At 73.3% G+C, this 20,378-nt stretch carries 8 protein-coding genes; 7 read left to right on the forward strand and 1 reads right to left on the reverse strand.

Annotated features, from left to right (window positions below; translation table 11 throughout):
• Nucleotides 1–434 precede the first annotated feature (434 nt).
• The 3 genes from ABZT47_RS36535 (at nt 435) to ABZT47_RS36545 (ending at nt 3,610) form a co-directional block, all read left to right on the forward strand.
• The gene (locus tag ABZT47_RS36535) at nt 435–1,172 is read left to right on the forward strand and encodes a GNAT family N-acetyltransferase (protein ID WP_354852503.1); all 738 of its coding nucleotides are present in this window, start codon (nt 435–437) and stop codon (nt 1,170–1,172) included.
• 240 nt (nt 1,173–1,412) lie between these two features.
• On the forward strand, nt 1,413–2,783 hold the full coding sequence (locus ABZT47_RS36540; protein ID WP_354852505.1) for an MFS transporter: 1,371 nt from the start codon (nt 1,413–1,415) through the stop codon (nt 2,781–2,783).
• On the forward strand, nt 2,780–3,610 hold the full coding sequence (locus tag ABZT47_RS36545) for a ChbG/HpnK family deacetylase (protein ID WP_354852506.1): 831 nt from the start codon (nt 2,780–2,782) through the stop codon (nt 3,608–3,610). The genes ABZT47_RS36540 and ABZT47_RS36545 overlap by 4 nt, the downstream gene beginning before the upstream one ends.
• A gap of 147 nt (nt 3,611–3,757) precedes the next feature.
• On the opposite strand, the gene ABZT47_RS36550 is transcribed toward ABZT47_RS36545, so the two are convergent.
• A complete protein-coding gene (locus ABZT47_RS36550; protein ID WP_354852508.1) occupies nt 3,758–5,140 on the reverse strand; it encodes a ricin-type beta-trefoil lectin domain protein in 1,383 nt (460 codons plus the stop codon).
• Between the two features lie 726 nt (nt 5,141–5,866).
• Between ABZT47_RS36550 and ABZT47_RS36555 the strand changes: the two genes are divergently transcribed.
• The 4 genes from ABZT47_RS36555 to ABZT47_RS36570 all read left to right on the forward strand — a co-directional run bounded on the left by ABZT47_RS36555 (nt 5,867) and on the right by ABZT47_RS36570 (nt 20,364).
• Nucleotides 5,867–7,321, forward strand: a complete 1,455-nt coding sequence (locus ABZT47_RS36555; protein ID WP_354852510.1) for a family 43 glycosylhydrolase — start codon at nt 5,867–5,869, stop codon at nt 7,319–7,321.
• A gap of 384 nt (nt 7,322–7,705) precedes the next feature.
• Nucleotides 7,706–9,139: a LuxR C-terminal-related transcriptional regulator gene (locus ABZT47_RS36560; RefSeq protein ID WP_354852512.1), complete on the forward strand. Its 1,434-nt coding sequence runs from the start codon at nt 7,706–7,708 to the stop codon at nt 9,137–9,139.
• Between the two features lie 90 nt (nt 9,140–9,229).
• Nucleotides 9,230–15,670, forward strand: a complete 6,441-nt coding sequence (locus ABZT47_RS36565; RefSeq protein WP_354852514.1) for a beta-ketoacyl synthase N-terminal-like domain-containing protein — start codon at nt 9,230–9,232, stop codon at nt 15,668–15,670.
• A 14-nt stretch (nt 15,671–15,684) separates the two neighbouring features.
• Complete coding sequence (locus tag ABZT47_RS36570) at nt 15,685–20,364, forward strand: type I polyketide synthase (protein ID WP_354852516.1); 4,680 nt, start codon at nt 15,685–15,687, stop codon at nt 20,362–20,364.
• Nucleotides 20,365–20,378 lie beyond the last annotated feature (14 nt).

Consider the following 20,378-nt stretch of genomic DNA (forward strand, 5'->3'; position numbering starts at 1 on the left):
ACAAGCCAGGGGAGAACCGTGATCACGGCAGCGAGAACAAAGGGCACGACAGATCACCTCTCGAAACCGGTGCTGTCGCTAGAGCCTGCAATGCATCGCGCACGAGACCGCGCGCCCACAAAACAGATCCCAGCGTCCAGATTGGTGAGTCGACGATCTCACATCTCACGTCACCGCTGTCAACCCGCGAACGATGAATCACAGGCTCACCATCGCGTGCATGATCGCCGTGGCGTCGGCCGGCGACGGGACGGCCGCTCGTGGCCGGCGAGGACCGACCGGCCGCCGCCCTCCCGTGGACCGCGCGGTCGCAGCGGGTCGGGGTGCGCCGCGCCGGCCCGATCCGCCGGTCCTGTGCCGGGAGGCGTTCGTGCTCCGCCGGGTCCGGTCAGGGGGCCGCGGGCCGCGATGCCGGTCCGACTACCCTCGTGGGCGTGGAACCGCTGCTCGACACGGTGCTCTCCGCGCACCGTGCGTACCTCCTCGGCTGGGACATCGGCATGCCGGGGAGTCCTGACCTGCTGACCTACCGGAGCGAGGTGCCGCACGCGCCCCTCAACGGCGTGCTGCGCGCGCGTGGACGCGCCCCGCGGGATGCTCTCGCCGAAGCCCGCGACCGCCTCGAGGGCGTCCCTCGGATCTGGTGGGCCGGGCCGGACGGCGACGAAGGCATGGGTGACGCCCTGGTGTCCCTCGGCGCGGTTCAGGTGGCCCGTATGCCGATCATGACGGTGACGATCGACCGGGCGGCCATCGCACCCCCGCCGGCCGGGCTGCGCATCGCGGAGACCCACGACCTGCCGGAATTCGTAGCGGCCTACGCCAGGGTCTCGGGAATCCGCCCGGACGGCGTCGCCGCCGCCGTGGACCGCGAGAAGGCGTTCTCCGGAGACGGCTCGGTGATCAGACTGGCCGGCCGCCTCGACGACGGCCGGATCGCCGGCACCGCCGTCGCCTGGCTGAGCCACGACCTGCTCACCTTGTACTTCGTCGGCACCCAGCCCGAGCACCGCCGACGCGGCATCGGAACCGCCATGAGCGGAGCCGCGCTCGCCCTGGCGCGTGAGCGGGGCATCCGGACGGCCGCCCTCGTCTCGAGCGCCGCGGGAGAACCGATCTACCGCCACATGGGCTTCAGCACCTTGGACACCTTCCAACTCCTGTCTTTCTGACCTCGGGCTGAGCCGGCTGCCCGCGTCCATGGATGCGTCCTCATGGACGTTGGTGGCCGTGTGGGAGGGGTCTCGGCGGTCGTGGGGGAGGGAGCCGGCGACTCGCGATCCCGCGGAGCGTCTGGTGTGGGGCCGGGGCTGAGGGGGTGTCGCGGGCGGCCGGCTTCACCTAGCGTTCTGCTTCGGGTGCGAGGGTGATGCCGCGCGCGCGGCGCCGGAACGGCAAGGAGGGCGATCGGTGTGACCGGTTCCGGTACGGGCCTCGGCCTGGGGCGGACGCCCGCGTGGCGGTACGCCGTCGGGATGTTCGGCACCTCGATCCCGATCAGCATGATCAAGGGGTCGATGATCCTCTACTACGTCGACATCCTGGGGCTGGACGTCCGCGCCTACGGCGTGGTCATGGTGGTCTACGCGGTCATCGACGCCTTCGACAACCCGCTGCTCGGGCACCTGTCGGACCGTACGCGAAGCCGGTTCGGCCGGCGCCGGCCGTGGTTGCTCGTCGGCGCGCCGATGCTCGCGGCGTGCATGATCGCGTTCTTCTCCGCGCCGGCCTCTCTGCGAGGGGCCGGTCTCGTGCTCTGGTTCGCGGTGTTCGCGATCTTGTGCGAGGCCTTCGACTCGATGCTCAACGCCAACTACGGCGCGCTGCTGCCCGAGTTGTACCCCCAGGAGCGCGATCGCGCCGTCGCCAACTCCCTGCGCCAGGGTTTCCAGCTCCTGGCTCTGGTGATCTCGCTCGCGGTCACCCCGGTGCTCACCACGCAGGTGTTCGGCACCGAGGACTCCACCGAGGGGTTCCAGACCACGGCGGTCATCTACGGCGTGGTGGCGCTCGCCGTGATCGTGTTCATGGCGCTCGGCGCGCGGGAGAATCCGCGCTACTCCACGCGCGAGCGGCCGCTGCTGCTGCGGAGCCTGTGGTCGATCGTCCGCGACCCGATGTTCTGGACGGTCGGGCTCACCGGCGCCTGCTACGGGATCGCCATGGCCCTGGTCCTGTCGGGCGTCCAGTTGTACGTGCGGTACTCACTCGGGCTCCCGGTCGGCTACGCCCTGTTCCTCCAGGGGGCCGTCATCCTGGTCTCGGCGGGGGGCCTCGCGGTGTGGACGCGCGTCGTGGCACGCCGCGGCGCCCTGTGGACCTGGCGGCTCGCCTTCGCCGTCCTCGCCGCCGGCTTCGCGGCGCTGTTCTTCGCCACCGGCCTGCTCACGGCGATCGCCGCGGGCGTGCTCGTCGGGGCCGGGTGGTCGGGGATGCTCGCCACCAACGACCTCATCGTCGCGCGCGTGCTGGACGCCGACGCCGGACGCAACGGGCAGCATCGCGAGGGGCTGTTCCTGTCCGCGTTCGGCTTCTTCACCCGGCTCAACGGGATCGTGACCGGACTGGCGCTCACGTCGCTGGGAGTGTTCTTCGGCTACAACTCCGGCGATGATCCCGGCACCAGCACCGGGATGGCGTTCCGGGTGTACCTGTGCGTGTACCCGTTCGCGCTGACGGCGGCCGGCGCGGTCGCGGCGCGGTTCATCTCGGTGCCGATCGAGCCGCCGCCCACGGCGGCCGCCGGTCCGGTGGACGAGTCCGCCGCGGAGGGGACCCGATGACCCGCCGCGTCGTGATCACGGCGGACGACCTCGGCCGTGAGCCCGGGACCACGGAGGTCATCGCCGCGCTGCTGGCCGAGGGGCATGTCAGCGCGACGACGCTCATCTGCTGCTCGCCCGCCGCCGAACGGGCGGCGAGCGAGGCCCGCCGGCTCGGCGTCGTGCCGCGGGTGCACGTGACGCTCACCAGCGAGCGGGGGGTCCCGCGCTGGCGGTCGCTCGCCGGCGCGGCGAGCCTGGCCGATGCGGACGGGACGCTCAGTGACGACCCGTTCGTGCTCGGGGCCCGCGGCGAGACCGGCGACGTCATCGCGGAGGCGGACGCGCAGCTGCGGTGGATGCGCGAGCGGGGGCTGCCGCCCGAAGGGGCCGACTCCCATGCCGGCACCCTCTACGGCCTGCACGGCCGATCGTGGCTGGCCGAGACGCTGGAGTGGTGCGCGCGCCACGGCCTGGCCTTCCGGCTGCCCCGCGACCCGGAGCCGTACGTCGGCGGGCCGCTCCCGCCGCCGCTCGCGGCCGAGCACGAGCGCGCCGTCGCCCTGGCCGACGCGCTGGGCGTGTCCATCCCGCAGACGATCGCGACCAACCGGCGCACGGCACACGAACTCGGTTCCTACGCGCGGCTTCGGGACGACTACCTCCGCCGGCTCGCGGCCCTCCCCGAGGGCACGAGCGAGTTGTTCCTGCATCCGTCCCGGCAGGACGCGGTCACGGGACCCGACGGCATCGTGCGGGCCTGGGAGGCGCGGCTGCTGCGCGACCCGGTGTGGCACGACGCCATCGACGGCGAGGGCGTCGAGGTCGCCGGGAACTGGTGGACCTGACCGGGAGCGCGTCCCCGCTTCACGATGGGCGAAGCTCGGCTCGAGGGCGCGCTCCCGGGTCGGCGGTCGCGCGAGCCGTCACCGGCCGCCGGCGGCACCCTCAATCGGATGCCGCCGGCGGAGGACCGGCACGTCGGTCCGATGAGGTCAGGCCCTGCTCCACTTCTGGCTGCTTTGGCCGTTGCAGGATCTGATCTGGGCCTTGGTGCCGTTGGCGGTGCCGGAGCCGGAGACGTCCAGGCACTTGCCGGCGCCGACGGCGGTGATGGTGCCGTCGGAGTTGAGGCGCCACTTCTGGTTGTTCTGCCCGTTGCAGTCCCAGATGATCACACTGGTCCCGTCTGCGGTGCCGGCGCCGTTGACGTCCAGGCACTTGTTGCCGTACACCCGCAGCTCACTCGCGCTGGTGGAGGCCCAATTCTGGTTGGCGCCGCCGTTGCAGTCCCAGATCTGCGCCTGCGCGCCGTTGGCCTGGGAGGCGCCGTTGACGTCCAGGCACCGGCCCGACGCCACACCCTTGAGCGCGCCCGTCGCCGGCGGGTTGCCCGTGGGGGTGACGGTGGGGGTGGGGGTGGGGGTCGGCGTCGGCGTGGGGTTGGTGCCGCTTCCGAACTGGGTGAAGAAGTTCCACACCACCGGCCTGGTCCAGGAGTTCTCGCCGGGCTCGAGGTCGCCGGACTTGCCGTCCACGGGGTTGGGGGTGTGACCGGCGTCGAACGCCGCCCACGCGACCGGATACCCGGCCCGGCACCCCGAGTAGTACGTGACGATGTGCGTCAGGCTGCCCTGCGCCGGCTCGGGCGGGTTCTGCGCCGTGCAGCCGTTGTTCCTGACGAACCTGTCGCGCAGCGACCGGCCGTTGGAGATGTTGAGCACCGGGTCCCGCAGGCCGTGCAGCCCGATGTAGGCGATGGGCTCGGTGCCGCCGCTGCACCCGCTGAGCTGCCCGCCGGAGTACACCGCCACCGCGCGGAAGACCGTCGCCCGGTTGCAGGCGAGCGAGTAGCTCATGCCGCCGCCGTAGCTGAAGCCCATGGCGAAGCGCTGGGAGGTGTCGACGCACAGGTCCGACTCGATGCGCCGGATCATGTCGTCGACGAAGGTGGTGTCCTCGCCGCCGGAATTGGCCCAGCCATTGTTGATGCCCTGGGGCGCGACGAAAATGGCGGTGTTGTTCGACAGCGCCCTGGTCCCGTAGTACGACCAGGGATAGCCGCTGGTTCCACCCGAGTCGACGTCATTGGCGGTTCCGCCGTTCCAGTGGAACCCGAAGACCAGCCGGTAGGGATTGTTGTTGTTGTAGTTGTCGGGAATCCGCAGGATGAAGCTGCGGTTCTTCCCGCTGGAGGTGATCGACTGGCTGCCGCTTCTCAGCGTCGGAGTCTTTCCGCATCCCGCGGTGGCGGCGAGAACGCTCTGTCCTGTGGCCGGTGTGGAGGCGCTGTCACCCAGCGCCATCTGCGCCGACGTGGTCAGGACGAGCAGTGCCGCGGCCGCGAAGGCGGTGAGGAGTGACCGTTTCCTCGACATCACGCGAATTCCTTTGCCGTTGTCATGGTGGCACACGGAACAGGGGAAGTGATTTCCTCCACCTTTCCGGTGGTGGGGGCGCCGGCCGATCGGAGTTCGTCTCCGACTCGGTGAATACCGAACCGACGCCGCGCGCCGTGTCCTGCCGGCCGGAAATCGACCGGCCCGGCGACGCATAAGACCTCTCACCAGGTTCTGAGGTGTCCTGCTCACCAACGCCGCGCGATCGCTTCTCCCTTCTTTCTGGTGGCCGGAGGCGACGGTGCAGCGGAGCAAATATGACCGTGACGACGCCTGTCAAGGACGGGCCCTTCCGGCGTCACGGGCCCTCGCGGGGGGATGACCCGCCGCTCGCGCACGTGGCCAGGGCGAGCGACCCCGGCCACCGCCGGCGCGTCGGCATGAAACTTTCACCGCCCGGCGTCGAATCGGTTCGCCGTCGACCGTCCGCGCCGACGACGCCGTGCGCACCAGGACACCTCGCCTCCCGGCCTCAGGAAAGAATTCCGGGAGATCGGTTCATGAGTATGAAACATTCGGCCTTCATCACGCGGAGACGGCAACGTCGTCGGCGAGACAGGACGGAAATTTCCGCTGATCAGCGGAGTGGTGCCGCCCACAATGGCCGGTGGCCGAAGTGAACGTGTGGAAATAAGCGTTCTTAAGGTCTTGACGACCCTCGCCGTGCGGACCGTAATTGGTGCCCAAGCACGGAGAGGAGCGCCCGTGACCGGGTTCCCAGCTCGTGTCGTCTCGCGCCGGCGCCGCGACACCGCGAGCAGAGCGACAGGATGGTGGCGGCTTCTCGTCGCGGTCGCGATGGCGCTCGGCACGGCCGTGGTCCTGCCGGTGCCGGCGGACGCCGCGACGATCGACACCACGGCGTACTACCAGGTGGTGTCGCGGTCCAGCGGCAAGGCGCTCGCGGTACAGGACGGCTCGACCGCCGACCAGGCCCAGATCGTGCAGTACACCACAGGGACCGCGACCAGCCAGCAGTGGCAGTTCGTCGACTCCGGCGGCGGGTACTACCGGCTGCGGGCCCGTCACAGCGGAAAGGTCGTCGACGTCGCGGCCCGCTCGACCGCCGACGGGGCGAAGGTCGTGCAGTACACCGACAACAACGGCGCCAACCAGCAGTTCAAGCCGGTCGACACCGATTCCGGCTACGTCAAGCTCGTCAACCGCAACAGCGGCAAGGTGCTGGACGTCTACGGCCGGTCCACCGCCGAGGGCGCGGTGATCTCCCAGTACACCGACAACAACGGCGCCAACCAGCAGTGGCGCCTGATGCGCGTCGACGCTTCCTCCGCGCACAACCCCGCGCTGCCCGGCTACAACGCCGACCCGCAGGTGCGCTACCTCGCCGGGCAGTACTGGATCTATCCCACGAGCGACGGCTACGCCGACTGGGGCTCCACGAAGTTCACGGCGTACTCCTCTCCCGACCTGGTGAACTGGACCGACCACGGCGTGGTGCTGGACCTGGCGAATGTGAGCTGGTGCCACGCCAGGGCGTGGGCGCCCACCATCGCCTACCGCGACGGCACGTACTGGCTGTACTTCAGCGCCTGCCAGCAGATCGGCGTGGCCAGGTCCACGAGCCCGTCGGGGCCGTTCACCGACGCGCTCGACCGCCCGCTGGTCAGCACCGGTCAGTACGGCGAGCAGGAGATCGACCCGGACGTCTTCACCGACGACGACGGGACCGCTTACCTGTACTTCGGCTCGGGCAACGCCGAGGTGGCCAGGCTGAGCGCGAGCATGACGGCGTTCGCGACCGCTCCCGCGCGGATCACTCCGGCGAGCTTCCGCGAGGCGTCCAACGTGTTCAAGCGCAACGGCACCTACTACCTCATGTACTCGGAGAACGACACCCGCAGCGAGGACTACCGCGTCGACTACGCCACCTCGGCGTCCCCGCTGGGTCCCTTCACCAAGGCGGCCGGCAGCCCCGTGCTGTCCAAGGACACCGGCGCGGGCATTCTCGGCACAGGCCACAGTTCGGTGGTCAAGGTCCCCGGCCGTGACGAGTGGTACATCGCCTACCACCGCTTCCGCATCCCCGGCGGCGACGGCACCCACCGGGAGGTGTGCATCGACGCGATGACCTTCGCCTCCGACGGCTCCGTCAACAGGATCCGCCCCACCCTCACGGGCATCGCCCCCGTCGCTCCCTGACTCCCCGCGCCCCACATCCACACCCGCCGGCACCGCTCGGAGTGGGGGGTGTCCTGGGGTGGGGGTGGAGATGGTGCCGACATGGAAACGGTCGTCTTCCCGGCGCTGCCGCCTGCCTGCCGCCCGGTCCCGAACCGGGGCGGCAGCCGGTGGTGGGCCGTCCTTGACGATGGTCCAGTTTTATGGTTACCTAGTAGGAAATGCAGGTAATTGGCGCGGCTTGACGGCCGGCGCTGATCTCGGCTCGCGGACGACGGGGACGGCGGCCGGAGAAGGGCGTTGACCTTTGTGGCCGGTCGACCGCTGCTGCATCTTCCGGCGGAGCCTCAAATGAAATCTGTGGACCATCGATTCGAAATAGATCGGCGTGCGGAACCGCTCGAATTGATCCGTGAGTTATTCGCGGACGCGTCCGGGGACGAGCAGATGTCGGCGGAAATCGCCACGATCATCGACGAATTTCTCGGCCGGTCGCGTCCGGAGGTCGTCACCGCGTCGTCAGTACGGCTGATGCTGTTACGCGGGCGCACCCACGAGGCCGAGCGCCATCTGCGAGAGTTCCGCGACGCTGGATCGTTCCCGGAACTGGCCGACTGGGTGCGCTGCTGGTATCCGGGGCTGTCCGGGCTGGTGTCCGCGCCGCCCCCGGCCGCCTCGTTCGAGGTCGGCACCGGCCTGGAAGGGCTGAGCGTGCTGGCGGCCTTCTTCGCCGGGCACGACTCGGCCGCGGCGGTCGCGCGGGCCGATCAGGTGCTTCGAGCGTGCCCGATGGGAGAGCCCGGGCTGGAGTCGCTGGTCTCCGCGCTGGCCACGCTCGTGTACGCCGACCGCGCCGACCTGGCCGCCCGCTGGTGCGAACCACTGCTGGAGCAGACCACCAGCCACTGCGATCCCTACTGGCAGGGGGCCTTCGCCGCCATCAGGGCCGAGACGGCGATACGGCAGGGCAGGGTCAAGGACGCCGAGCGGTGCGCCCGCAACGCCTTCTCCCACCTGCCGATGGAGGCGTGGGGGGTGGCGCTCGGGACGCCGCTGGCGGCCATGACGATGGCCAAGACCGCCCTCGGCAAGCTCGAGGACGCCGCGCGCTACCTGGCCGTGCCGGTTCTGGACGCCATGTTCCAGACGCCGGTCGGGCTGCACTACCTGAGCGCGCGAGGCACCTACCGGCTGGCCGCGGGCGCGGCCGAGGACGCCCTGGCCGACTTCCTGGCCTGCGGCGATCTGATGCGTGGCTGGGGGATCGACCTCCCGGGCGTCGTCGCCTGGCGGCTCGGCGCCGTGCGCGCGCTGCTCCAGCTCGGCCGCACAGGTGAGGCGCGGCGACTGGCCGAGGAGCAACTGGCCGAGGGCCGATCGGCCGGCGCGGAACACACCCGTACATGGGGGATCGCCCTGCGCCTGCGGGCCCTCACGTTGCCCCTGAGGGAACGGCCGGAGGCGCTGGAGCAGGCGGTGGAGACGCTCCAGCTCGTCCAGGACACGCTCGAACTGGCACACGCCCTGGCCGACGCGGGATGGGCGTACTCCCAGCTGGAGGACGGGCCGAGGGCCCGTGCGGCGGAGCGGCGGTCGCGGCAGCTTCTGCGGTCGTGCGGTGCCTCACCACAGGAGCGGCCCGTCCCGCCGCCGTCGCCGGGGGCCGACCTGAGCGAGGCCGAACGGCGGGTGGCCACGCTGGCCGCGCGGGGGCAGACCAACCGGCAGATCTCCGGGGTGCTTTTCGTCACGGTGAGTACCGTCGAACAGCATCTAACCCGCATATACCGAAAGCTCGGCGTGTCGCGCCGGGCCGATCTTCCGGTGTTTTTGGACTGACCTCACTTAGGGGTTTTTAGGGGTACTGCATTAGGGGTCGGTTGGCGAATCTTTTAAGAGCTTGCCGCCGGTTCTCAATGTGGAGCGAAAATGAGTGTGGGCCGTTCCAGATCGGTCGCCGTCGCCGTCGTCGGGATCGCCTGCCGGTTGCCGCAGGCGCCCGATCCGGCGGCGTTATGGGAGCTGCTGCGAGACGCGCGCTCCGCGATCACCGCGCCTCCTGAGGGGCGGTGGGAGGAGGCGCCGGACGCGCCCCGGTTCGGCGGGTTCCTCGACGGGCTCGACGGGTTCGACCCCGAGTTCTTCGGCATCTCCCCGCGTGAGGCGGCGGAGATGGATCCGCAACAGCGGCTCGTCCTGGAACTGGCCTGGGAGGCGCTGGAGGACGCCAGGATCCCGCCGGCCCGCCTCGCCGCGACCTCGGCCGGTGTCTACGTCGGGGCCATCGCGGCCGACTACGCCGCCCTCGTCGCCCGCGGCGGCCCGGCCGCCGTGACCCGGCACACCCTGACCGGGCTCAACCGGGGGCTGATGGCCAACCGGGTCTCGCACCTGCTGGGGCTGCGCGGGCCGAGCCTGACGGTCGACTCGGCGCAGTCGTCGTCGCTGGTGGCGGTGCACCTGGCCGCGGAGAGCCTGAGGTCGGGGGAGTCGGCGGTGGCCATCGCGGCGGGCGTCCACCTCAACATCGGCACCGACGGCGCCGTGGCCGCCGGCCGGTTCGGCGCGCTGTCGCCGGACGGGCGGTGCCACACCTTCGACGCCCGGGCGAACGGATATGTGCGGGGCGAGGGCGGGGTCGCGCTGGTCCTCAAGACGCTCGACCAGGCCCGGGAAGACGGCGACCGCGTGCACGCCCTGATCGCGGGGTCGGCGGTGAACCACGACGGCCACACCTCCGGCCTGACCGTGCCCGACCCGCAGGCGCAGGCGGAGGTCGTCCGGCAGGCCGTCACGCGCGCGGGCGCCGACCCCTCCGACGTGCAGTACGTCGAGCTCCACGGCACCGGCACCAAGGTCGGCGACCCGGTGGAGGCCGCCGCGCTCGGCGCCGCCCTGGGGGCCGGTAGGGCCGAGCCGCTGCACGTCGGCTCGGTCAAGACCAACGTCGGCCACCTGGAGGGCGCGGCGGGCATCACCGGCCTGCTCAAGGCGGTCCTCAGCGTCTCCCACCGGCACCTGCCCGCCAGCCTGAACTACCAGACCCCGAACCCCGCCATCCCCTTCGACGAACTCCACCTGCGGGTTCGCACGTCGGGCGGGGACTGGCCCCGCCCGGACCGCCCGCTGGTGGCGGGGGTGAGCTCGTTCGGCATGGGCGGCACCAACTGCCACGTGGTGGTGACCGAGGCGCCAGGAGCGCCCGAGGCTCCCGCTGAGACACGGCGGGCGGGGCAGACCGGGGAGGCCGGACAGACCTGGAAGACCGGGGAGACGGGGCGGACCGGGGGACCCGTCGCGGAGCGCGGCGCCTCGGCATCCGGCGTGCTGCCGTGGGTGCTGTCCGGCGCCGGTGAGGGGGCCCTGCGGGACCAGGCGGCCGGTGTCCTGAAGACGCTGGACGGGCCCGGCGCTCCTGCCGACGCGGATGTCGCCCTGTCTCTGGCGGTGACGCGGACGGCGTTCCGGTACCGGGCGGTGCTGGCCGGGGACCAGGCCGAGGTCAGAGACGGTCTGCGTGCGCTGGCGAGGGGCGCACAGGCGGCCGCGCTGGTGCGGGACGTGGCGCGGCCGCGCGGCCGGACCGTGCTGGTGTTCCCCGGGCAGGGGTCGCAGTGGACGGGGATGGCCGTCGCGCTGCTGCGCGAGTCCCCGGTCTTCGCCCGGTCGATCGAGGAGAGCGCGCGGGCGCTGGCCCCGCACACCGGCTGGTGGCTGCCCGACCTGCTGACCGGCCGTCCGGGCGCGCCTTCCGCCGACCGGGCGGAGGTGGTGCAGCCGACGCTGTTCGCCGTCATGGTGGCGCTGGCCCGGCTCTGGGAGGCCGCCGGGGTGCGCCCCGACGCGGTCATCGGGCACTCGCAGGGAGAGATCGCGGCGGCGCACATCGCGGGCGCCCTGTCGCTGGAGCAGGCCGCCACCGTGGTGGCGCTGCGCAGCCGGGTCATCACCGCGATCGCCGGCCGCGGCGGCATGGCCTCGGTGCTCCTGCCGGTGGACGCCGTGCGCGAGCGGCTGGCCGGTCATGGGGGCAGGCTGGCGGTGGCGGCCGTCAACGGGGCCGCCTCGACCGTCGTGTCGGGGGACGCCGACGCGGTCGCCGAGCTGGTCGCCCTCTACCAGGCGGAGGGGGTGCGGGCGCGGGCCGTGCCGGTCGACTACGCCTCGCATTCGGCGCACGTCGAACCCCTGCGGAATCGACTCCTGGAGGAGCTCGCCGGGATCACCCCGCGCGCCGCTGAGGTGGCCTTCTACTCCACCGTCACCGGTGGGCCCCTCGACACGGCGGGGCTCACCGCCGAGTACTGGTACCGCAACCTCCGTGAGCCGGTCGAGTTCGATCGGGCCGTGCGGAGCGCCGTCGCCGACGGGCACGACGTCTTCGTGGAGAGCAGTCCGCATCCCCTGCTGGTGGACGGGGTGCGTGAGAGCGCCGAGAACGTGGTCGCCGTCGGGACCCTCCGCCGCGACCACGGCGGGCTGCGGCAGTTCCTGCTGTCCGCCGGGCGCCTCCACTGCGCGGGTGGCGCCGTCGGCTGGCCCGGGCTGATCGGCCCGGACGCCCGCCTCGTCGACCTGCCCACCTACCCCTTCCAGCGCCGCCGTCTGTGGATCACGCCCCACGCGCCCGCCGCCGGGCACGAAGCCCAGATCTCCGCCGCAGCCGCCGCAGCCGTTGAAACCGTCGAAGCCGCGGCCGAAGCCGTGGCGGACACCGCCGCCGAGGCCGGGCCGGAAGCGCTCCTTGAGATCGTGGCCGCCGGCGCGGCGCTCGTCCTCGGGTACGCGTCGGGCGATGAGGTCGACCCCGACGTGACCTTCAAGGACCTCGGGTTCGACTCGGCGGCGGCCGTGGAGTTCGCGCAGCGTCTCGCCGACGCCACCGGCCGCAGGCCGTCCTCCTCCCTCGTCTACGACCACCCGACGGTCCGGGCCGTCGCCGCCCACCTGTCCGGCGCCGCACGGCGGGAGGAGGCCGTCGTCACGGCGAGCGAGGAGCCGATCGCCGTCGTCGCCATGAGCGGGCGCTGGCCCGGCGGCGCGCACACCCCCGAGGAGCTGTGGCGGGTCCTGTCCGCCGACCAGGCCGTCATCACGGGATTCCCCGGCGACCGGGGCTGGGACCTGGCCCGGCTGCGCGGCGCCGGTGGCTCGGTCACCGGCTCCGGCGGATTCCTGCACGACGCCGACCGGTTCGACGCCGCCTTCTTCGGGCTCAGCCCCCGGGAGGCCGCGGTCATGGACCCGCAGCAGCGGCTGCTGCTGGAAGCGGCGTGGGAGCTGTACGAACGGGCCGGGATGGACCCCTCGGCGCAGCGCGGCAGCCGTACCGGGGTGTTCGTCGGCGTCACCCCGCAGGAGTACGGCCCCCGTCTGCACGAGACCCCCGACGACTACCAGGGCCATGCTCTCACCGGCACCCTGACCAGCGTGGCGTCGGGCCGCATCTCCTACACCCTCGGGCTTGAGGGACCGGCGATCACCATCGACACGGCGTGCTCGTCGTCGCTGGTGGCCGTCCACCTGGCGGTGCAGGCGCTGCGGCGCGGCGAGTGCGACCGGGCGGTCGCCGGCGGCGCGGCGGTCATGTCCACGCCGGGCATGTTCACCGAGTTCAGCCGCCAGGGCGGGCTGGCCCCGGACGGCCGGTGCAAGCCGTTCGCCGCCGCCGCCGACGGCACCGCGTGGGCCGAGGCGGTGGGGCTGGTCCTGCTGGAGCCACTGTCGGCGGCGCGGCGTGCGGGTCATCCCGTGCTGGCGGTGGTCCGGGGAAGCGCGATCAACCAGGACGGCGCCTCCAACGGCCTGACCGCGCCGAGCGGCCCGTCGCAGGAGCGGGTGATCAGGGCCGCGCTCGCCTCGGCCGGGCTTGGTCCCGGCGACGTCGACGCGGTCGAGGCCCACGGAACCGGAACCACCCTCGGCGACCCGATCGAGGCGGGGGCGATCCTGACGACCTACGGGCAGGACCGCGAGAAGGCCCTGCTGCTCGGCTCGACCAAATCCCACCTCGGTCACACCCAGGCGGCGGCCGGAGTCACCGGCCTGGTGGCGATGGTGCAGGCCATCCGGCACGCCGCCCTTCCGGCGACCCTGCACGTGGACCGGCCCTCACCCCACGTCGACTGGGCCTCGGGCGAGGTGGCGCTGCTCACCGAGCCGACCCCCTGGCCGCGGACCGGTCGCCCGCGCCGCGCCGCCGTCTCCTCCTTCGGCATCAGCGGCACCAACGCCCACCTGATCCTGGAGCAGGCCCCGGAACCGGAGCCTCGCGACATCACCGGCCCCGGCGGGCCGCTGGTGCTCTCCGCCAAGTCGGAGCGGGCGCTGCGCGCCCAGGCGGCCCGGCTGAGCGAGTGGCTGGCCGGCGACCCCGACACCACCGGGCTCGCCCGGACCCTGGTCACCGGCCGTGCGCTCTTCGAGCACCGGGCGGTGCTGCTCGGCGACCCGCACGAGGACGGGCCGGCCGCGCTGGCGGCGCTGGCGGCGCTGGCGGAGGGGGCCGACCTGCCGGGCCTGGTGCGCGGGACCGCCACCCGCCGGGGCGGGCTCGCGGTCATGTTCACCGGTCAGGGCAGCCAGCGAGCCGGGATGGGCCGGGAGCTGGCCGCCGCGTTCCCCGTCTTCGCCGACGCGCTCGCCGAGGTCGCCGGGCACCTCGACCCCCATCTCGGCCTGCCGATCCGGGAGGTCATGTTCACCGGCGGGCAGGGGGCGCTGGACACCACCGAGTACACCCAGCCCGCGCTGTTCGCCTTCGAGGTCGCGCTGTTCCGGCTCGCGGAGTCGTTCGGGCTGCGGCCGACCCATCTGATCGGGCACTCGATCGGCGAGCTGACCGCCGCCCACCTCGCCGGGGTGTTCTCCCTGGCCGACGCCGCGGCGCTGGTCACCGCCCGGGGCCGGCTCATGCAGTCGGCACGCGCCGGCGGCGCGATGGCCGCCCTGCGCGGCACCGAGGACGAGATCGGCGGCACCGTGGACCTCGCCGCCGTCAACGGCCCGGACTCGGTCGTGGTGTCCGGCGACCGCGACGCCGTCGCCGAACTGGTGGCCCGGTGGCGCGAGCGGGGCCGCCAGGCCACGCCGCTCCAGGTCAGCCACGCCTTCCACTCCTCCCACATGGACCCGGTCCTCGCGGAGTTCCTGAAGGTCGCCGAGCGGGTGAGCTTCGCCGCGCCGCGCCTGCCGCTCGTCTCCAACGTGTCCGGCGGCCTGGCCGGGGACGAGGTACGCGACCCCGGCTACTGGGCCGGGCACATCCGGCGGGCGGTCCGGTTCCGCGACGGCGTGGAGACGCTCCGCTCGCTCGGCGTCACCGACTACCTGGAGGCGGGTCCCGGCGGGGCGCTCACCTCCCTCGCCCTGGACATCCTCGGCTCCGACGAGAACCTCCTGGTCACGGCGGCGTCCCGGGGCGGCCGGCCGGAACCGCTCGCCTTCCGCACCGCCCTGGCCGAGCTGCACACCGCCGGAGTGCGCGTCGACTGGCGCGCCGGCGTGGCGGACACGGGCGCGCCTCCCGCCGGCCTGCCCACCTATGCCTTCCAGCGCAGCCGCTTCTGGCTGACCCCCGCCCCCTCCGCCGGGACGGGCGCCACCGGCCACCCGGTGCTGACCACCGAGATCGACCTGGCGGACGGCTCCACCGTCCACACCGGCCGGCTGCCCGAATCAGAGCCCGACGCGGACGCCGCCGGCCTGGCCGCGCACGCCGCGCGCCGGGCGGGCCGCCTGCTCCTCAGGGAGCTCACCGTGGAGACGCCCCTGCCGGCGGCGGCACAGGTGCAGGTGCTGGTGGGCGCGGACGGCGGTGAGGGACACCGCACGGTGACCGTGCACTCCCGCCGGTCCGCCGCCGACCCCTGGGTGCGGCACGCGAGCGGGACCCTCGTCCCCGGGCCCTGTGAGACGGCGACCGCACCCGAGACGCCGGACCCGGCGCACCACGCGCTGGTGACCGAGCTGCTCGGCCGCTCCGAACCCGGACGGCTCGACCGGCTGATCGAGCTGGTCCAGACGACGGGAGCGGCCGTGCTCGGCCACACCGACCTCTCGGCCGTGCCGCCGGACAGGGGCTTCCTGGACGGCGAGTTCGACTCGCTCAGTAGCGTCGAGCTGCGCGTCCGGCTGGAGCGGGCGACCGGGCTGCGGCTGCCGTCGACGCTCGTCTTCGACTTTCCGACCCCACTGGCCGTGGCCGCGTACCTCGGGGAACGGATCTTCCCCGAGCAGCCGGCGGACCCGGATCCGCGCACCGAGCAGGACTTTCGACCAGACACCGGCCCCGAGTTCGACGGTGAGATCGACGGGGCGACGAACGACGAGCTCTTCGAGCTCATCGAGAACGAACTGCGTCTTTCGTGAAGGGCACCCCGCACATGTCCGACGAAGAGAAACTCCGCACCTACCTCAACCGGGTGACCCACCAGCTGCGCCAGACCCGGCAGAAGCTGGAGGCCGTCGAGTCGGCCGCCAGGGAGCCGATCGCGATCGTCGGCATGGCGTGCCGGTTCCCCGGCGGGATCGCCTCGCCCGGCGACCTGTGGCGGGTGGTGGTCGAGGAGCGGGACGCCATCGGGCCGTTCCCCGCCGACCGGGGCTGGGACCTCGACGGCCTCTACCACCCCGACCCCGGGCATCGCGGCACCTCCTACGTCAGGGACGGCGGCTTCCTGTACGACGCCGGCGACTTCGACGCGGAGTTCTTCGGCATCCCGCCGAGGGAGGCGCTGGCGATCGATCCGCAACAGCGGCTGCTGCTGGAGACGGCGTGGCAGGCCCTGGAGGACGCCGGGATCGACCCGGCCGCGCTGCGCGGCGGCGACACCGGCGTGTTCGCCGGGGTCATCTCCCAGGAGTACGGCCCCAGCCTGCACCATCCGCCCGCCCGCGGCACCGACGGTTACGTGCTGACCGGTAACACCACGAGCGTGGCCTCGGGACGGCTCGCCTACACCTTCGGCTTCGGAGGCCCGGCGGTGACCGTCGACACGGCGTGCTCGTCGTCCCTGGTGGCGTTGCACCTGGCCGCGCAGTCGCTACGGCTGGGGGAGTGCTCCTTCGCCCTGGCCGGCGGCGCGACCGTGCTGGCGGCGCCCGGGATGTTCATCGAGTTCTCCCGCCAGCGCGGCCTGGCCGCCGACGGCCGGATCAAGGCCTTCGCGCGCGCCGCCGACGGCACGGCCTGGGCCGAGGGCGCCGGGCTGCTGGCGCTCGAACGCCTCTCCGACGCCCGGCGGCACGGCCACCGGGTGCTGGCCCTGCTGCGGGGCAGCGCCGTCAACCAGGACGGCCGCAGCAGCCAGCTCACCGCCCCCAACGGCCCCGCCCAGCAGCGCGTCATCCGCCGCGCGCTGGACGCGGCGGGGCTGGCGGCGCACGAGGTCGACCTGATGGAGGCGCACGGCACCGGCACCACCCTCGGCGACCCGATCGAGGCGGGCGCGCTGCTGGCCACCTACGGTCAGGGCCGCGAGCCGGGCCGCCCGTTGTGGCTGGGCTCACTGAAGTCCAACATCGGCCACTCCCAGGCCGCCGCCGGCGTGGGCGGCGTGATCAAGGCCGTGCAGGCGATCCGGTACGGACTGCTCCCGCGCACGCTGCACGTGGACGAACCGTCTCCGCACGTCGACTGGTCGGCGGGCGAGGTGGAACTGCTGACCGAGGCCCGCCCCTGGCCGGCGGAGGTGGTCCGCCGCGCGGCCGTGTCGAGCTTCGGCGTGAGCGGCACCAACGCCCACGTGATCGTCGAACAGGCCCCGGCCGCCGCGACGCCCACGGCCACGCAGGACCCGGCCGCGCCGGGCTCCGGCGCCCCCGTCGTTCTCGGGCACGCCCCTGCGCCGGGCTCCGCCACCTCGCCCGGACGACCGGCCGGGGCCGTCCCGTGGGTGGTCTCGGGCCGGACCCTCACCGGGCTGCGGGCGCAGGCCGGCCGGCTGGCCGAGTTCCTCACGCCCGATCTCGACCTCGCCGACGCCGCCCACTCCCTGGCCCGCCACCGCGCGGTGCTGGACGAACGCGCGGTGGTCGTCGGAGATCGCGACGACCTGGTGGCGGGGCTGCGGGCGCTGGCGGCGGGGGAGCCGTCGGCCTCGGTGGTCACCGGCCGGGCGGGCAGGGGCCTCGCGTACCTGTTCACCGGGCAGGGCAGCCAGCGGGAGGGCATGGGCAGGGAGCTGTACGACCGGTTCCCGGTGTTCGCCGAGGCGTTCGACGCGGCCGTCGCCGAGCTGGATCGTCATCTCGGCGGGGTGCGGTTGAAAGACGTGGTGTTCGGTTCCGGGGGGTTGTTGCATCAGACCCTCTACACCCAGACCGGGTTGTTCGCGTTGCAGGTCGCTCTGTTCCGGTTGCTGGAGTCGTGGGGGGTGCGGCCGGACCACGTCGCCGGGCATTCGATCGGGGAGCTGGCGGCGGCGCATGTCGCGGGGGTGTGGACGCTGCCGGACGCGGCGCGGGTCGTCGCGGCACGCGGCCGGCTGATGCAGTCGCTGCCGGCGGGGGGTGCGATGGCCGCCGTCGAGATCACCGAGAGCGAGGTCCCGTACGACGTGGAGATCGCCGCGGTCAACGGCCCGTCCTCCGTCGTGATCACCGGCGACGAGGGCGTGATCGGCGACCTCGTCGCGGAGTTCACCGAGCGGGGCCGGCGCGCGCGGCGGCTGACGGTCAGCCATGCCTTCCACTCCAGGATGCTGGACCCGATCCTCGCGGAGTTCCGCCAGGTTCTGGAATCGGTGGCCTTCCACGAGCCGCGGATGCCGCTGGTGTCCACCCTCACCGGCCAGGCCGGCGATGTCACCGTGCCGGACCACTGGGTCCGTCAGGTACGGGAACCCGTCAGGTTCGCCGACGCGGTCATCACCCTCGACGCGGCGAACGTCACGACGTTCATCGAACTCGGGCCCGACGCGGTCCTGTCCGGCATGGCCCGCGAATCGCTGCCGGCCGACCGGGTCGTCGTCCCCGTCCTGCGCAAGGACCGGCCCGAGGAGACGACCGCGCTGCTGGCGCTCGGTCACGCCCACGTCCACGGCCGGCGGATCGACTGGGAGGCGGTCTTGCCCGGCGCCGGCCGGGTCGAGCTCCCCTTGTACGCCTTCCAGCGCGAGCGCTTCTGGCTCGACGCCACCAGGCCTGCCCAGGCCGGACAACCCCACGGCGCCGACGCCTGGCGGCTCCAGGTCGTGTGGCGGCACCTGCCCGACCTCCCCGCCGCCACGGGACTGGGCAGATGGCTGGTGGTCGTCCCGGAGGGCGCCGGGGACACCGCTGGGGACGCCACTGGGGACGCCGCCGAACGGGCGCTGGAGCGCCGGGGAGGCGAGACCGTCAGGCTGACCGTCACCCACGAGGGCCGGGAGGAACTGGCCGCGCGACTGGCCGCGGCCGGGCCGGTCACCGGGGTGCTGTCCCTGCTCGCCGACTCCGGCGTGGACGCCCGCGAAGACCTGCCATGGGCGTACAAGACGAATCTGGCTCTTCTGCAGGCCGCACACGACGCGGGCCTGGCCGCGCCCGTCTGGTACGTGACCAGGAACGCCGTGTCGACCGGCCCCGGCGACACGCCGCCCGAGCCGGCGCAGGCGCTGCTGTGGGGCCTCGGCGCGATCGCCGCCGCCGAGAGCCCGGAGAACTGGGGCGGCCTCGCCGACCTGCCCGCCGACGCGGGACCGGCCCACTGGGACCGCCTCGCCGACGCCCTCGGCGGCCCCGAGCACGAGATCGCGATCCGCGACTTCGGCCGGTACGCCCGCCGCCTGGCCCGGACCACCCCGCCACCCGAGCCACCGGAGGGCAATCCGTGGACGACGACCGGGACGGTGCTGGTGACCGGCGGCACCGGCGCGCTCGGCGGGCACCTCGCGGGGCTGCTGGCCGGACGCGGCGTGCGGCACCTGCTGCTGGTCGGCAGGCGCGGCGCTGACGCCCCCGGCGCGGCCGAGCTCCGCGACCGTCTCGCGGCGCAGGGCGCCGAGGTCACCTTCGCCGCCGCCGACGTCGGCGACCGGGCCGCGCTCCAGCGGGTGCTGGACGCGATCCCGGACGACCGGCCGCTGACCGCCGTCTTCCACGCCGCCGCCGTCCTGGACGACGGCGTGATCACCGACCTCACCCCGGGCCGGGCCGAACACGTGCTGCGGGTCAAGGCGGGCGGCGCCCGCCACCTGGACGAACTGACCCGCCACCTCGATCTGACCGCGTTCGTCCTGTTCTCCTCGCTGGCCGGCGTGTGCGGCGTGCCGGGGCAGGCCAACTACGCGCCCGGCAACGCCTACCTGGACGCGCTGGCCGCCCGCCGCCACGCCCAGGGCCTGCCCGCCACCTCCATCGCCTGGGGCCACTGGGCCGGCGCGGGCATCGCCGGCTCCGAGGCCGGCCGTGCGCTCGCCCGTTACGGCCTGCGCGGCATGGATCCGCAGACCGCGATCACCGCTCTCGGCCGGGCGCTGGACCGCGGCGAGGTCGACGTCGTCATCGCCGACGCCGACTGGGCAACCCTCTTCGCCACCCGTCCCCGTTCCCTGGTCAGCGAACTCCAGGAGGCCCACGCCGGCGCCCCGCAGGCCGTCGTGGAGGAGGACCTGGCCGCCCGGCTGGCCGGGCTCGGCGGCGCCGACCGCCACCGGACGGTGCTGCGGCTGGTCCGCACGCAGGTCGCCGCCGTGCAGGGACGCTCCTCGGCCGACGCCGTCGACCCCCGGGCGAACTTCCGCGACCAGGGCTTCGACTCGCTCACCTCGGTCGAGCTGCGCAACCGGCTCGGCGCCGCGACGGGCCTGCGGCTGCCGCCGTCCATGGTGTACGACCACCCGACCCCCGAGGCGCTGGCCGCCTACCTGCTGACCGAACTCGCGCCCGCCGCGCCCGCCGCGACCGGCCTGCTGGACCGCATCGAGGAGCTGGCCACGGCCGAGGCGACCCCGCGCGAGCGGGAGGCCGCCGCCGCCCGGCTGCGCTCCCTGGCCGCCGCCTGGGACGGCGGGCCCGACCTCGCGCCGGCGGGCGACGACGAACTGGTCGACTTCATCACCCGAACCCTCGGCATCTCCTGACCTTTGGACAGACG

It is taken from the genome of Sphaerisporangium sp. NPDC005289, from assembly GCF_040607455.1.
Taxonomy (GTDB): domain Bacteria; phylum Actinomycetota; class Actinomycetes; order Streptosporangiales; family Streptosporangiaceae; genus Sphaerisporangium; species Sphaerisporangium rhizosphaerae.

Excerpts from the sequence above, each read along its gene's own strand:
- ABZT47_RS36545 (WP_354852506.1), top strand. The coding sequence starts at position 2,780 with ATGACCCGCCGCGTCGTGATCACGGCGGACGACCTCGGCCGTGAGCCC.
- ABZT47_RS36550 (WP_354852508.1), bottom strand. The coding sequence starts at position 5,140 with ATGTCGAGGAAACGGTCACTCCTCACCGCCTTCGCGGCCGCGGCACTG.
- ABZT47_RS36565 (WP_354852514.1), top strand. The coding sequence starts at position 9,230 with ATGAGTGTGGGCCGTTCCAGATCGGTCGCCGTCGCCGTCGTCGGGATC.
- ABZT47_RS36570 (WP_354852516.1), top strand. The coding sequence starts at position 15,685 with ATGTCCGACGAAGAGAAACTCCGCACCTACCTCAACCGGGTGACCCAC.